Origin of the sequence: Propionivibrio sp., assembly GCF_029255185.1 — a bacterium.
Lineage (GTDB): Bacteria > Pseudomonadota > Gammaproteobacteria > Burkholderiales > Rhodocyclaceae > Propionivibrio.
Genome location: NZ_JAPUVO010000120.1, coordinates 25,489 through 39,835, shown reverse-complemented (window position 1 = coordinate 39,835; position 14,347 = coordinate 25,489). Strand labels below are relative to the sequence as shown.

Genomic DNA, 14,347 nt, shown 5'->3' with positions numbered 1-14,347 from the left:
CTGGAGCATCAGCTTTTCAGGAAGAACTCCATTTTAATGCCGGCGATTTCAATGACATCATGGTCTGCCAACTGATGCGCCTGCGCTTCAATCTCCTGACCATTCAAAACCGGGTGCTGTCCACCTTCGACATGGGTAATGAAATAACCGTGCGGCCGGCGGGCGATTACCGCGACCTGCACACCGGGTTTGCCCAGCGTCGTCAGGGTCTTGGTCAGTTCAAGTTCACGACCGGCATTGGCGCCATTAAGAATCTGGATCGCTCCGGTAACCACAGCAGCATAGGTAGGCTGAGGCTGTGCTGCCGCCGCCGCTGACGATGCTTGACCGGCCGAGGTATTGCCAAAGGCATTTTTTACAGCCGCTGCGGCTGCCGCCGACAAGGCCTCGGAAGTTGGGGCCTGTTTCAGAGCCTTCGGCCGTATGAGCATGGTTTTCTCAAAATCGGTCGATTCGATCTTTTGCACATGCTCGGCAACGTACTTGAGTTTGTACTTGCCAAGTTCAATGACATCACCGTTCTGGAGGAAATGCTTTTTGGCCGGCTGACCATTGACCAGCGTTCCATTGGTGCTGTTCAAATCTTCAAGGAAGGAGTCGTTAAGGATCGTCACCACTGCCGCGTGCTCGCCACTGATCGCCAGATTGTCGATCTGAATGTCATTGCTGGCTTTGCGCCCGATGCTCATCCGCTCCTTGGTCAAGGTAATTTCTTTGAGGACCAGGCCGTCCATGCTCAGTATCAGTTTTGCCATCGCTTTTCCGCCTTTATTTAAACCAAGTCAAGAACTTCGACCACCGGCTCCGGGAAGCAGGGAACTCGCGGAGAATTTTGACCAGAATGACAGAGGCGTTATCGCGCCCGCCATTATCGTTGGCCATTTGAATGAGTTGCGTCGCAGCCAGTTCCAGGTTAGCAGCAAGCATCTGCAGCGTGAGCTGGATTTCCTCATCCTCAACCATGTCATTGAGGCCGTCGGAACACAGGAGATAAATGTCTCCCGGCTGCACCGGGTAGTCGTGAATCTCGGTTTCAACGTCGGGCTCCACGCCCAGTGCGCGCAAGACCAGGTTCTTGTTTTGCGAGAAGCGCGCTTCCTCGACCGAGATGATGCCGCTATCGATCTGATCCTGCAACAGCGAGTGGTCGCGCGTAATCGCACAGAACGATTCGCCACGCAGGCGATACAGCCGCGAATCGCCAATGTGCGCAACCGTCACCTGATTGTCGTAAAACACCGCCGTTACCAGCGTGGTGCCCATCCCGGCGTACTGCGGCTGGCTTTCCGCCGCATTGAAGATGGCCAGATTGGTCACCGCCACCTTGTCCAGAAGACAACTGTGGGCAAACGACAGGCCGCTCACCCGATCGATGGCGTAGGGCGGGTTGGCAGAAAACGCCGTTTCCAGCTCGGAGGATAGCAGCGTGGTCGCCATGCCACTGGCCACCTCACCCGCGTTATAACCCCCCATCCCGTCGGCCAGGATTACGAAGCCAAGATTCGGGTTGGCAAATACGGCATCTTCGTTGTGTTCTCGAACCATCCCAGGATCAGTTCGAACCACAATTTCAAGCGCGCCACTTAGTGTTCTGTCCACCTCATCTCCCTACAGATGAATATCAATATTGGAATGCTGTGCCCGCCCCAGGATGAGGCATGCACGCAGGTCACGCGCCATTTCTTCGCCCGTCTGGTAGCGCTGCGCTATGTCTTTGTTCAGGGCACGATCGATAACTGCCGCCAGGCCATCGGGCACTTGCGGATTGACAGAACGAACATCGGGCTGGACTTCGTTGGCAATCTTGAACATCAGTTGCGCCATTGAATCACCGATAAAAGGCAGCTGGCCGCAAACCATCTGGTAAAGCATAACGCCCAGAGAGAAAATATCCGAGCGACCGTCGATTTTTTTACCCGACAACTGCTCCGGCGACATATAGCTTGGCGTTCCGAGTACCATGCCTGTTTTGGTTCTTGATGAGTCGGTAATGCGTGCAATCCCGAAGTCAGTGACCTTGACCTGATCCAATTCAGGTTCATACATCACGTTGGCGGGTTTTACGTCGCGGTGAACCACGTTGTTGCTGTGAGCATAGGCCAGCGCGTCGGCGACCCGGGCGGCGATGCTCACCACCTGCGGTAGCGGCAACAGTTGATCGGGCTTGGTGAACGGCACCAGATCCCTGCCCTTGAGAAATTCCATGGCGATATAGGCCAGATCGTGTTCTTCACCGGCATCGTACATGGTGACGATATTCTGGTGGTTGAGGCGTCCGGCGGTTTCTGCTTCGCGAAAGAAACGGTCCTTCACGTCAACGAGTTCGTCTGCCTCAAATTCTTGCGACAAGGCCATGGTCTTGATCGCCACTACACGATTGATCTTTGGATCACGCCCCAGATAGACCACGCCCATGGCTCCCTTGCCCAGCTCTTTCTCGATCTGGTAACGACCCAACATCGGCTTCTCGACCTGACCACCATCGAGCATCATGGTGTTGACGTTGGCGCGCCCACCGGAGCCACCGAGCATGACCGTTTCCGACATCGCCTTGGCACGCTGGAGGCGTTGTTCGAGGTCACGGAATTTCGGGTTGTAGTCAATCATGTAGCGGAATGCCGCTTCGGCCTTGTTAAATTGCCGCTTGCGCTCAAAATCAAGCGCCAGATTGTAGAGATTCTCCATCAAGGCATCGTCAAGCGGACACTTGCGGAACTTGTCGAAAGCCATGTCAAGCTGGCCCTGCCCTTGGAAAGCGAGACCGAGCATGCGGTTCGACTCGGCTGAATCGGCCTCCGATTTTTCCTTGCCGCGCTCGGTCATCAGGAAACGCTTGGTGGTCAGCAGGAGATGCCCGACCAGCAGCAGCGTCGCCGCCCCCATCAACTGAATCCACAGTGCACCACCCACCATCAGGGAAAAATGCGCGCCAAGCAGGGTCGCCAGGATAAGCGTCGTGGCTATTGCGCCAACCCCTGCCGACAGACGCGGCAGGAGGGCAATCAGATACCCGGCAATCAGAACGAAAACAGCAAAGGATGCCAATCCACCCCATTCCGGCGTGACGAAAAAATGCTCCTGGAGAATGCTTGACACGGCGTGCGCCAGAGTCAGCACCGGCGCCATTGCCGGCGACACCGGCGTCACCTGCGAAGCGCCGACACCGGCGGCAGTGGCGCCGATCAGAACGATCTTGTCTTGATACTTGCTGGCGGGAATTTTTCCGGTCAGGACGTCATAGAAGGAATCCACCTGGAATGCCGGTTTGCCCTCGCGCTCCTTGTAGAAGAAGGTATTCATCTGCGTCTGCTCATCGGTCGGAATGCGCAGATTCCCCAGCCGAACTTCCTGACCGAGTGTCACACGCACATCAGCCGGACCGAGGTTCAGGCTTTTAGCGGCAATCATCAACGACAAAGAGGGGTAGTACTGATCGAAGTAACGTAGCACCAGAGGCTCAGTCCGAATGGCGCCATCAACATCGGCGCTGGCGTTAAGGTGGCCGATGGCCGCCTTGATGCCAAGCGCTTCGATCGGCATCTGCAACGCCAGGGTCGCCCCGACCTCGCCGCCGCTGCCCGCAACCTGGGTCAGCCTGTTGCGCGTCACGAACTCAGGTAAATCCTGGTCCGGTCGCCCTCTCGGCTCACCCAGGACAAACAGCATGGGCAGGAGGACATTGCCGGCCTTGCCGATGCTCTCGGCCAATATGCGATCGGTATTCAACGCTAGCTCGGCTTCGCCCAGTATGCCGCCAATCTGCGTCATTTCCGCCGGCAAGGGTTCAATAGTCTCCGAGGCCCGCTTGACGATGTCGAGCAATCTCGTGACATAGACGTAGCCGGGATCGATCTGCGGCTCGAAAAAGAAAACGGTATTGGCCACCACCTTGGCCTTGCCGGCAGCCAGCAGATCGGTCATTCTAGCCAGACGATCACGCGGCCAGGGCCAGCGCCCGAGATTGGCAATCGAGGCATCATCAATGGCGATCACCGCGACACGATCAAGCGGGATGCGGCTCGACGCCTGAACACCGAGGTCGTAGGCCTTGCGTTCCAGACTGCGGATCAGGTCGCCACCGACCGCCACGAGCATGACACAACTGACCATCAGGCCGAGGAACCAGTCGGTTTTCCAGAATCCCGTTTTGCGCATTCTCATCCCTCTTCTGGCCCATCGATAATGACGTCTTCTTGATCACGCTGCCGCAGCCGTTTTCTGCTGATTATCCCTTCAAGAGGAAAAATGTGAAGGCGAAACATGAGTCTATAGCGCATTCTTACAGTTCAGCAAGAAATCAGTCAATCGGCATCGGCTGAAAGACTACTTTGCGTAAGGCAATTCAAGCCCCAGACCACGTTCGCGCGCCAAAGCCTCCAGCCTGACGGCCAGCGCAAGATCCTGGATGGCCATGCCCTGCGACTCGAACAGAGTAATCTCCGCGGGCGTACTACGCCCGGGATGACGTCCGGTGATTACCGCGCCGAGTTCGATCAGAGTTCGCTCGTTCAAGCGCCCCTTTTCCAGCATTGGCAGAAGATCTCCCGCCTCCTTGAGCGCGCTCTCCATACTATCGACCACGATGAGGCTAGTGACGCTCAACACATCCTCGCTCACCTCGCGCCGGATCAGCGAATTGGAGCCCGCCGCGTTGATGTGCGTGCCAGGCGACAGCCATTTCGCGTCAAACAAGGGCGTCGCCGACGTCGTGACGGTACTGACAATATCGCTGCCGCACACCGTTTCTTCCGCTGATGACGCGGGAACGACCTCGATTTCCAGGCGCTCTGACATTTGCACGCAAAATGCCTTCAGGCGCTCTGGATTTCGCGCAAACACCTTGACCCGACGCAGAGGTCGTACTGCAGCGATGGCCTCGATATGTCCCGCAGACTGCCACCCGGAACCAAAGACCCCAAGGATCTCGGCGTCCGGACGCGCCAACCAGCGTGTCGCCACCCCAGAAGCCGCACCGGTACGCATCATACCGAGCAGATTCGCCTCCAGGACGACACGCAGCACGCCGGTCGACGCACTGAATACATGAACCAGAAAACGGACGCCCGAACGGTTGCTGGTATAGGCTTTGTAGCCGATAGCATCGTGCTCCGGCAGCGCGCCCTGCAGGATATGCAGCGCCGTCTGTGGCAGCCGTGTACGTTGGCGTGGTATGTCTACGGCATGGCCAAGGGCGAGCTCGCGATGCGCTTCTTCGACCGCCTCGATAGCCATTGGCATGGTCAACAACTGCCGGACATCTGTTTCACTCAGGAACAAGGACATGCATCCTCCAAGAGCAGGACAAGAGCGTCAGAAAGGATTCTACCGGCATTCCATCTTTACTTCGCAGCCGCCATCACCATCGATGCTTTTGCGGCTACCATGGTGCTTTTATAGCGCATTCTTTACCCCGTTGCTATGCGAACAATACGACTGATCGCCATTCTGCTCCCGGCTTTTTTGCTTCCTTCACCGGCAGCCCAGGCCGCCAAATGGATTGGCATCAGCAGCAAGGAGCAGGCCACACAGACACGCAACGAAGTCGATGCCAGCAGCATCAACTCGGCCAGCGACGGGAAATTGCGCATCTGGCATCGCGAAATCTATTCCCAGCCAAAGATTCCAGACTCAGGCGCCTTTTCCTTCAGCCGCCTGACCTCGCTCACTGAATTTCAATGCGACAAGCGACTTGCGGCTTTGATTCAACGCAGCTACATCGCAGCCGATGGTAACGAATTGAAGAACGAAACATTTGACGCCAGGGAGCCCAGACCCATCGCTCCCGACTCCAGTCTCGAAGCCGTGTTCAATTACGCCTGCAAGCACCGCAGCACACCGCTTGTCGAGCCGCCGCCTGCTCCCACTCCACCCACTCCAGCGCCCGTGCTTGAAGTCAAGGAAGCGCCCAAGAAGAATGGTAAAAAAACACAGGATGACCCGCCGCCACGTCAAACCTACTGGAGCTACACCGGCAACACGGGCGCCGACAAATGGGGCGCCCTGGACAAAGAATTTGCATTCTGCGGCCAAGGGCAACGGCAGTCACCAATTGACATTCGCCATACCGTCCGCGCCGATCTGCCTCAGATTCAGTTTGCCTACAAGCCGATTCCGCTCTCGATCGTTGATAACGGGCACAGCATCAAGGTCGATACGCCGGATGCCGGTGGTATCACCATTGAGGGTGAAAGCTACGCGCTGCAACAGTTCCATTTTCACAAACCCAGCGAGGAAAAGCTCAACGGCAAGGCCTACGCCATGGCCGTCCACCTGGAGCATAAGTCCAAGGCCGGCAAACTTGCCGTGGTCGCTGTCATGTTCGAAGCCGGCAAGGAGCAGGGGCTGATCCGTACGCTGTGGACCAATCTGCCACTGGAACAGAACAAGCCGATCGTTCGTCCCGACATCAAGATCGACCCGACCCTGCTGCTTCCGGTAAAACGAAATTACTATACCTTCCTTGGATCGCTGACCACGCCGCCTTGTACCGAGGGTGTGTTATGGCTGGTGCTGAAAACGCCAATCCAGGTTTCCAGGGAGCAACTCGCCGGCTTTGGCACAATCTACAAGAACAATGTACGGCCTACCCAGCCGGTAAATAGTCGGTTGATCAAGGAATCGCGCTGAGGACAGGCAAGCTCCACGACGAAAAAGGGCAGGCCGCAGCCTGCCCTTTTTTCTGAAACGCGCTCGTTTTACTTGAGCAGTGCCTTGAGCAGCTTGGCCATTTCTGACGGATTGCGTGTCACCGTGAAACCGCACTCTTCCATGATCGCCAGCTTGGCATCGGCCGTATCGGCACCGCCCGAAATCAGCGCTCCGGCATGGCCCATGCGCTTGCCGGCCGGCGCCGTGACGCCAGCGATGAAACCGACGATCGGCTTCTTCATATTGGCCTTGCACCATTGCGCGGCTTCGGCTTCATCCGGACCGCCGATTTCACCGATCATGATGACCGCATCGGTATCCGGATCGTCGTTGAACAGACGCATGATGTCGATATGCTTCAGACCGTTGATCGGGTCGCCGCCGATACCAACCGCCGTCGATTGACCAAGACCAATTTCCGTCAGTTGACCGACAGCTTCATAGGTCAAGGTTCCGGAACGCGAAACCACGCCAATGCGCCCCTTGCGGTGGATATGGCCAGGCATGATGCCAATCTTGATTTCGTCCGGCGTGATGACGCCCGGGCAGTTCGGTCCGAGCAGCAGCGTTTTTTTGCCGCCCGCCGCTTCCCTTTTTTTCATCCTGTTGCGCAGTTCAAGCATGTCGCGAACCGGAATGCCTTCGGTAATGCAGATGGCCAGATCAAGGTTAGCTTCGACCGCTTCCCAAATCGCTGCGGCGGCGCCCGGTGGCGGCACGTAGATAACCGAGACCGTGGCCCCGGTTTCTGCAGCGGCTTCCTTGACCGAAGCGTAGATTGGAATGTTAAACAACGACTCACCGGCCTTCTTCGGATTGACCCCGGCGACGAAACAATTTATTCCGTTGGCGTATTCCTGGCATTTTTCAGTATGAAATTGACCAGTCTTGCCGGTCATGCCCTGGGTGATGACTTTGGTATTTTTGTTGATCAGAATTGACATAGTGGCTCCTTACTTGACCGCAGCAACGATCTTGGTGGCGGCTTCAGCCATAGAATCGGCCGTGATGATCGGCAGACCCGAATCCTTGAGAATTTGCTTGCCCATATCCTCGTTGGTGCCTTTCATGCGCACTACCAGCGGCACCGACAAATGGGTTTCACGGGCCGCAGCGACGACACCGTTGGCGATCGTGTCACACTTCATGATGCCGCCGAAGATATTGACCAGAATGCCCTTGACCTTCGGGTTCTTGAGCATGATCTTGAAGGCTTCAGTCACCTTTTCAGTCGTTGCGCCGCCACCGACGTCGAGAAAGTTGGCCGGCTCGGCGCCGAACAGCTTGATGGTGTCCATGGTCGCCATGGCCAGGCCGGCGCCATTGACCAGACAGCCAATATTGCCGTCAAGTGCGATGTAGGCGAGATCAAACTTGGACGCCTCAATTTCATCGGCATCTTCTTCGTCCAGATCGCGGTAAGCGACGATTTCCGGGTGGCGGTAGAGCGCGTTGGCATCAAAATTGAACTTGGCATCGAGCGCCTTGATGGTGCCCGGCTTGCCATCCACGCCTCCTTCAAGGATCAGCGGGTTGATTTCAGCCAGCGAGGCGTCGGTTTCCATATAGCAGGTATACAGCCCCTGCAGCGCCTTGACGGCCTGGGCTACGGAATCGGCGGGAATGCCAATGCCGTTGGCCAGCTCCCTGGCTTGCGAGTCGGTCAAACCATCTGCCGGATCGATAAAGACCTTGAGGATTTTCTCGGGAGTGTTGTGCGCGACTTCCTCGATGTCCATCCCGCCTTCGGAAGAGGCCATCATGGCGACCTTCTGCGTGGCACGGTCGGTCAGTGCGGCGATGTAATACTCCTTGCGGATGTCGGCACCCTCTTCAACCAGCAGGCGACGCACCTTCTGGCCTTCAGGACCGGTCTGATGGGTAACGAGTTGCATGCCCAGGATCTGCGTGGCGTACTGACGCACCTCGTCGAGCGACTTGGCCACCTTGACACCGCCGCCCTTGCCGCGGCCACCCGCATGGATCTGTGCCTTGACCACCCAGACCTTGCCCCCCAGCGATTCGGCCGCCTTGACGGCATCCTCTACAGAACTGCAGAACACCCCGCGCGGAACAACCACGCCGAATTTTTTGAGCAGTTCTTTTCCCTGGTATTCGTGAATTTTCATGCGCCTTCCTTGCTTGTAATGAAGAGACGATTGTTAGGCAGGAGAACCTACCCGTGGGTTTGGTCGCGATACCAGCGCGGGTAATAGCGCCGTACCGTTTCCGAATGTGAAACCAGTGCATGACAACGGTCGACATGATAGGGCTTGTGTTCGCTGTCATGGTTGTCGACAACTTCACTGGCAAAGGTCTGCAAGGCCGCCGTCGGCAGAAACATCAGCAGTTCGGAGAGGTGAGCACAGCCGCGAGTACTGCCAAACATGTCCTTGACCGCTCTGAGAAAGCCATGGAACAGATTCAGGCCGATGATCCGCGAATAGTCCGGTGGAATGCTGTCGCAGTAGCCCATGTAGGGCGCTGCATCGATGCAGGTCGCCGCGTCAAGAATATTGAACTTGTCGTCGATGGTCACCCGAACCCACATGTCATGCACCGCTTCGCCAGCTTTACGCAGACCGGACGACAGGGGATAGTCCTGATCCTTGGTATCGACTATATGCGCCTCGATCTCCCACAAGCCATCAACACGCTTATAGCCATCAAGCTTGACATTGCGTTGATGCATTCGGGCGCGTCCTGCGCTGGGAGGAGGAAGTGGCATCGTAAATCCTGGGAGGCATGTCAATAGCGCGGAACTCTGAATACTTCTTCCACGACTTTAGCACAAAACGCCCGCGTTTATGCCAAAACCTGTCTGTTGCACAGGGCAGTCGCATGAATGCCACTGCCGTTAACGTCTGGAATAGTGGCTAACAATCAATTGGTTGCAAGGTAGCTAATGGGACGGTCGCCCCTACCTGAACCGGTATCTGAGTGCCAAAGTGGCGAATGGAAATTTCCACCAACAGAGCGAGGCGACCAAGATGAAGATTACGGCAGTTGGCATTGATCTACTTGTTTTGGATGACTGACTTGAGGTCTGCTTTGGCATCGCCATACGACGCCTGAGCTCTGCCGTGGGCATTTTGAACTTTGCCTTTCATCTCCAACTCCTTATTGCCGACCAGGTGGCCGACGACTTCCTTTACTTTGCCTTTGGCTTCTTTGACACGACCGCCGGTTTGATCCTTGTTCATGGTGATCTCCTGAAATGATGGTTGAAAATGACCCGGAGCACTGCGCTTGCGTTGCAGTGCTCTTGACGAACAGAATAGGCGTAGCGTCCGAGACGTTCTGTGCGGTGGCGCGCTTAGGGTAAAACTAACCGCACACTGTGCGTTCGCGCACAGACTAGCCTGCCGCCTAATGTGAAAATACCCTCGTGAGTACGTGTTTGAACGCCTCGTTAAGTGTTGCCGAGCTTGCTTGTGACGACCTGGATTTGTCTACCATCAGGACCCATGAACGCATGACAAAAAATCAAACCGCGCAGTTGTTGAAAAGCCCTCAGTCCGCCAACTCGCTGACTCAGGTGTTGGGCCAAAGCGAGCGTGTCAAGGATATCGTCGAAGAGTGCGCAGACGACTTGTCGTCGGTCAACACTGGGCTAAAGCGTGAACTACAGGACGGAGATATTTCGCCAGGCGTTGAAAACGCTCTTGAAAAGAGCGAGGCCGTCGAGAGTAAGGTGCAGGATGCTTCCGAGGCGTTGTCGTTGGTCAATAGGGCGTTGCAGGAACAGATCAATGAGCGGCACGTTCTGGACGCTCAATTGGCCACCGTCACCAAGCAGGGGGACGAGGCGCGCCATGCGTCCCTCCACGACCCTTTAACGGGCCTGCCTAACCGCGCGCTGTTCAATGATCGACTGGAGCATGGACTGGCAGTGGCCAATCGGAATGGTCTTCATTTTGCCGTGATGTTCCTGGATCTGGATGATTTTAAGATGATTAACGATTCGTATGGGCACGACGTGGGTGATCTCGTCTTGCAAATGATCGCCGGACGACTCAAGGAAACGACGCGGGACGATGACACGGTTTGCCGCCATGGTGGTGACGAATTCCTGTACATTTTGGTGAACACCGAGAGTGAGCACGACATCACGATCGTCGCGGAAAAAATTATCAATGCGGTTCAAGTGCCGTGTGACATTCAGGTGCGAGACATTAGCGTCAGCCTGAGCATTAATCCTAGCATTGGAATATCGATTTTCCCGAAAGACGGAACGACTTCAGAGGCACTGCTTGATGTCGCGGATAAGGCTATGTACCGGGCAAAGCGCAACAAGTGTGGCTATTCATTTGCCGGTGATGATTAATCCGGGTCGCATCAGCGGGCAGGCTGGATTCAGACGCAGCCTATAGCGACAACAGAACGTACAATCCGGCTCATCTCACACCGGAACTTCGACCAATGACCACCATCCCGATTCGTTACGCCATCCGGCCCCTCTGTCCTCAGGCGCACATTTTTGACGTCCGCTGCACGGTGCGCTATCCCGACCCGGCAGGGCAGCGCTTCGCACTTCCGGCATGGATTCCCGGCAGCTACCTGATCCGCGACTTCGCCCGGCATATTGTGGCTATCCGCGCCGAGTCCGGCGGCAAACCGGTGCGCCTGACGAAGATCGACAAGCACACCTGGCAGGCTGCTCCGCTGAGGGGCGGCGAAGCAGTTACCGTCATATGTGAAATCTACGCCTGGGACCTCTCGGTACGCGGCGCCCACCTTGACCAGACCCACGCCTTCTTTAACGGCACCAGCGTCTTCCTGCGCGTACTCGGACAGGAGCAAACCCCCTGCCAAGTCGATATCCAGCCACCAGCAGGCAAACTTTACCGGAACTGGCGTATCGCCACGGCCTTGCCGCCGGCGCACGGTGAGCATCAATGCGCCCAAGCACACGGTTTCGGGCTCTACCAGGCAGCCGATTACGATGAACTGATCGACCACCCGGTCGAAATGGGCCGCTTCACCCTGGCACGCTTCAAGGCCTGCGGCATCGCGCACGAAATTGCCATTAGCGGCCAGCATGACGGAGACATGAAGCGCATCACCGCCGATCTTAAGCGTATCTGCGAATGGCAAATACGCTTTTTCGGCGAACCCGCGCCGATGTCGCGCTACGTTTTTCTCATTACCGCCGTCGGCGAGGGTTGCGGCGGCCTCGAACATCGGGCTTCGACCGCCCTGCTCTGCGCGCGCCACAATCTCCCTTACCACGGCATGACAGGGCTCAGCGAGGGCTACCGCAACTTCCTCGGGCTGTGCAGCCACGAATACTTTCACACCTGGAATGTCAAACGCATCAAGCCAGCCGCCTTTACCCCCTACAACCTGGATCAGGAGAATTTCACGACCTTGCTCTGGTTTTTTGAAGGATTTACGTCCTATTACGACGACCTGGCGCTGCTCAAGAGCGGCAGCATCGAGCTTGCGGACTGGCTTGAACTCACCGCCAAGACCATCAGCACCGTCCAGCGCGGCCCCGGCCGCCTGCGGCAGACACTGGCTGAATCAAGTTTCGATGCCTGGAGCAAGTTCTATCGGCCAGATGAAAACACCCCCAATGCGGTGGTCAGCTATTACGCCAAAGGGGCGCTGGTCGCGCTCGCGCTCGACCTCACCCTGCGCAGCAAGAGCCAGGGAAAAATCACGCTCGACGACATCATGCGCGCCCTCTGGCAACGCCATGGAAAAACCGGCATCGGTGTCGGTGAAGAGGATATCCGCTTGCTTGCCGAAGAACTCTCCGGGCTCGACCTGAAGCATTTCTTCGCCAACGCTGTGCACGACACCGGCGAATTGCCGTTGAAGAAGCTACTCGCGCACTTTGGCCTGAAACTGACGTGGGACAAGGGAAAAACACCATCGCTTGGCGTCAAGACCAGCAGCGAGGGCAAGGAACTGAAGCTGGCGACGGTGTATGACGGTGGTGCGGCACAGGCCGCCGGCCTTGCCGCCGGTGACCTCCTGCTCGCCATCAACGGCCTGCGCGCCACGCCGGATACGCTTGACCAGCAACTCGCCCGTTACCAGCCCGGCGCGACCCTCAAGGTGCATGCCTTCCGGCGCGACGAGTTGATGCAGTTCAATGTCCGCCTCGGCCCACCGGCAGCCGACACGGCGCGGCTCTTTGCCGAGGCAAACGCCAACAGCTTGCGGCGCACGTGGCTTGGGGCTTAACGCGAGGCACGCTTTTTTCGCCCTGGTCAAACCAATCTGATCTTCAGCTCGCCAAGCCCGTCAATGCCACCTTCGAGTAAATCGCCACGAACCACCGTCGATACCCCCGCCGGGGTCCCGGTAAAAATCAGGTCGCCCGCTGCCAAACGCACATAGCCTGAGAGATTGGCGATCACTTCAGCCACCTTCCACGACATCTGCGACAGGTCTCCGCTTTGTTTCAGCTCGCCATTGACCTTGAGCCAGATGGTCCCCGTTGCCGGATGGCCAAGCGTGGCTACCGGCCGGATAGTGCTGATCGGTCCGCCCTGGTCGAACCCCTTGCCCATGTCCCAGGGCTGACCCTTGGCCTTGGCGCTAGACTGGAGGTCACGGCGCGTCAGATCAAAGCCGACGGCATAGCCAAAGACGCAATCAAGCGCCTGGTCCAGCGCAATGTCGCTGCCGCCCTTGCCCAGCGCAACGACCAATTCGACCTCATGCTGGAGATTGGCCGTCATTGGCGGATAAGCGACATCTCCCCCGCCAGGAACCAGAGCATCAGCCGGCTTGCTGAAAAAGAACGGTGGTTGACGGCCGTCAGCGCCCATTTCGGCGGCATGCTCGGCGTAATTCTGCCCGACACAATACACGCGACGCACAGGAAAGACGGCAGCGCAGCCGTCAACAGGAAGAACGACCGGCGTTGCAGGCGGGAAAACGTAGTTCATACAGGCTCCATTGAAAAGTCGTCACTCAAACCGGATTATCGATATCAACAAACTCGCAATCGAGGCCAAAACGCTCGGTCAGGTGGCTGGCCAGTGCCTGCACCCCATAACGTTCGGTTGCGTGGTGCCCGGCAGCGATATAGGCCACCCCGGATTCGCGCGCCAGATGCACGTTCTGCTCGGAAATTTCTCCCGAGAGATAGACATCAACGCCTTGAGCAAGCGCCTGTTCAAAAAGATTTTGCGCACCGCCCGTACACCAGGCGACGCGACTCACCAAGCGCTGGCAATCACCCTTAGCGGCAATCACCTGCGGCGTTCGCTGCAAGCGAACAGCAATTGCGCTGCTCAGCTCGGAGAGTGTTGTCGGCACCATGAGGCGACCATGCCAGCCGATATCCTGCTCGCCAAAGCGCCCTTCGACAATCCACCCCAGGTGTCTGGCAAGTTGTGCGTTATTGCCAAAGTCAACATGGCTGTCGAGCGGCAGGTGATAAGCGATCAAGTTGATGTCATGCTTGAGCAGCGCTTGCAGACGCGCCTTGCGAAACCCGGTGAGACGCCCATCCTCGCCACGCCAGAACCAACCATGATGCACAAGCAGGGCATCGGCCTGCCGCTCGATTGCCGCGTCGACCAGCGCCTGACTGGCTGTAACGCCAGCGACGATACGCTGTACTTGCGCGCAACCTTCCACTTGCCAGCCGTTTGGGCAATAATCCCGGAAGCGCTCCGCTTCAAGCAGGTGATCGAGATAGCGCGTCAATTCTTCACATTTCATTTTTGGCTCCGGA

Annotated in this window: 13 protein-coding genes; 3 read left to right on the top strand and 10 right to left on the bottom strand. The window is 57.1% G+C overall.

All coding sequences use genetic code 11. The annotated features are described in order from the left end of the window. Nucleotides 1-8: 8 nt before the first annotated feature. The 4 genes from Q1J43_RS11435 to Q1J43_RS11420 form a co-directional block, all read right to left on the bottom strand. Entirely contained in the window at nt 9-755 is a 747-nt protein-coding gene (locus Q1J43_RS11435) for an FHA domain-containing protein (protein WP_301102626.1), read from the bottom strand. 13 nt (nt 756-768) lie between these two features. Beyond that, entirely contained in the window at nt 769-1,545 is a 777-nt protein-coding gene (locus Q1J43_RS11430) for a Stp1/IreP family PP2C-type Ser/Thr phosphatase (RefSeq protein WP_301102625.1), read from the bottom strand. Nucleotides 1,546-1,608: 63 nt separating this feature from the next. Then, nucleotides 1,609-4,155, bottom strand: coding sequence for a serine/threonine-protein kinase (locus Q1J43_RS11425; RefSeq protein WP_301102624.1), 2,547 nt, complete (start codon nt 4,153-4,155; stop codon nt 1,609-1,611). A 168-nt stretch (nt 4,156-4,323) separates the two neighbouring features. Beyond that, nucleotides 4,324-5,283, bottom strand: coding sequence for an ornithine cyclodeaminase family protein (locus Q1J43_RS11420; protein ID WP_301102623.1), 960 nt, complete (start codon nt 5,281-5,283; stop codon nt 4,324-4,326). Between the two features lie 135 nt (nt 5,284-5,418). Here Q1J43_RS11420 and Q1J43_RS11415 point away from each other — a divergent pair, with 135 nt between their 5' ends. Next, on the top strand, nt 5,419-6,627 hold the full coding sequence (locus Q1J43_RS11415) for a carbonic anhydrase family protein (protein ID WP_301102622.1): 1,209 nt from the start codon (nt 5,419-5,421) through the stop codon (nt 6,625-6,627). Nucleotides 6,628-6,695: 68 nt separating this feature from the next. On the opposite strand, the gene sucD is transcribed toward Q1J43_RS11415, so the two are convergent. The 4 genes from sucD to Q1J43_RS11395 form a co-directional block, all read right to left on the bottom strand. Further along, entirely contained in the window at nt 6,696-7,592 is an 897-nt protein-coding gene (gene sucD, locus Q1J43_RS11410) for a succinate--CoA ligase subunit alpha (RefSeq protein ID WP_301102621.1), read from the bottom strand. A 9-nt stretch (nt 7,593-7,601) separates the two neighbouring features. Beyond that, nucleotides 7,602-8,777: an ADP-forming succinate--CoA ligase subunit beta gene (gene sucC / locus Q1J43_RS11405; RefSeq protein ID WP_301102620.1), complete on the bottom strand. Its 1,176-nt coding sequence runs from the start codon at nt 8,775-8,777 to the stop codon at nt 7,602-7,604. Nucleotides 8,778-8,824: 47 nt separating this feature from the next. Continuing rightward, complete coding sequence (locus tag Q1J43_RS11400) at nt 8,825-9,340, bottom strand: DUF2889 domain-containing protein (RefSeq protein WP_301102619.1); 516 nt, start codon at nt 9,338-9,340, stop codon at nt 8,825-8,827. Nucleotides 9,341-9,665: 325 nt separating this feature from the next. Next, on the bottom strand, nt 9,666-9,851 hold the full coding sequence (locus Q1J43_RS11395; RefSeq protein WP_301102618.1) for a CsbD family protein: 186 nt from the start codon (nt 9,849-9,851) through the stop codon (nt 9,666-9,668). A 197-nt stretch (nt 9,852-10,048) separates the two neighbouring features. Between Q1J43_RS11395 and Q1J43_RS11390 the strand changes: the two genes are divergently transcribed. Both Q1J43_RS11390 and Q1J43_RS11385 read left to right on the top strand, forming a co-directional pair. Continuing rightward, nucleotides 10,049-10,975, top strand: a complete 927-nt coding sequence (locus Q1J43_RS11390) for a GGDEF domain-containing protein (protein WP_301102617.1) — start codon at nt 10,049-10,051, stop codon at nt 10,973-10,975. Nucleotides 10,976-11,070: 95 nt separating this feature from the next. Next, nucleotides 11,071-12,843, top strand: coding sequence for a PDZ domain-containing protein (locus tag Q1J43_RS11385; RefSeq protein ID WP_301102616.1), 1,773 nt, complete (start codon nt 11,071-11,073; stop codon nt 12,841-12,843). Nucleotides 12,844-12,869: 26 nt separating this feature from the next. Here the strand turns inward: Q1J43_RS11385 and Q1J43_RS11380 are convergent, their stop codons facing one another. Continuing rightward, complete coding sequence (locus Q1J43_RS11380) at nt 12,870-13,553, bottom strand: fumarylacetoacetate hydrolase family protein (protein ID WP_301102615.1); 684 nt, start codon at nt 13,551-13,553, stop codon at nt 12,870-12,872. A gap of 25 nt (nt 13,554-13,578) precedes the next feature. Beyond that, nucleotides 13,579-14,334 (bottom strand): Nif3-like dinuclear metal center hexameric protein, encoded by a 756-nt coding sequence (locus Q1J43_RS11375; protein ID WP_301102614.1) that lies wholly within the window; start codon nt 14,332-14,334, stop codon nt 13,579-13,581. Between the last annotated feature and the right edge of the window lie 13 nt (nt 14,335-14,347).

Excerpts from the sequence above, each read along its gene's own strand:
- Q1J43_RS11435 (WP_301102626.1), bottom strand. The coding sequence starts at position 755 with ATGGCAAAACTGATACTGAGCATGGACGGCCTGGTCCTCAAAGAAATT.
- Q1J43_RS11430 (WP_301102625.1), bottom strand. The coding sequence starts at position 1,545 with ATGGTTCGAGAACACAACGAAGATGCCGTATTTGCCAACCCGAATCTT.
- Q1J43_RS11425 (WP_301102624.1), bottom strand. The coding sequence starts at position 4,155 with ATGCGCAAAACGGGATTCTGGAAAACCGACTGGTTCCTCGGCCTGATG.
- Q1J43_RS11420 (WP_301102623.1), bottom strand. The coding sequence starts at position 5,283 with ATGTCCTTGTTCCTGAGTGAAACAGATGTCCGGCAGTTGTTGACCATG.
- Q1J43_RS11415 (WP_301102622.1), top strand. The coding sequence starts at position 5,419 with ATGCGAACAATACGACTGATCGCCATTCTGCTCCCGGCTTTTTTGCTT.
- sucD (WP_301102621.1), bottom strand. The coding sequence starts at position 7,592 with ATGTCAATTCTGATCAACAAAAATACCAAAGTCATCACCCAGGGCATG.
- sucC (WP_301102620.1), bottom strand. The coding sequence starts at position 8,777 with ATGAAAATTCACGAATACCAGGGAAAAGAACTGCTCAAAAAATTCGGC.
- Q1J43_RS11400 (WP_301102619.1), bottom strand. The coding sequence starts at position 9,340 with ATGCATCAACGCAATGTCAAGCTTGATGGCTATAAGCGTGTTGATGGC.
- Q1J43_RS11395 (WP_301102618.1), bottom strand. The coding sequence starts at position 9,851 with ATGAACAAGGATCAAACCGGCGGTCGTGTCAAAGAAGCCAAAGGCAAA.
- Q1J43_RS11385 (WP_301102616.1), top strand. The coding sequence starts at position 11,071 with ATGACCACCATCCCGATTCGTTACGCCATCCGGCCCCTCTGTCCTCAG.
- Q1J43_RS11380 (WP_301102615.1), bottom strand. The coding sequence starts at position 13,553 with ATGAACTACGTTTTCCCGCCTGCAACGCCGGTCGTTCTTCCTGTTGAC.
- Q1J43_RS11375 (WP_301102614.1), bottom strand. The coding sequence starts at position 14,334 with ATGAAATGTGAAGAATTGACGCGCTATCTCGATCACCTGCTTGAAGCG.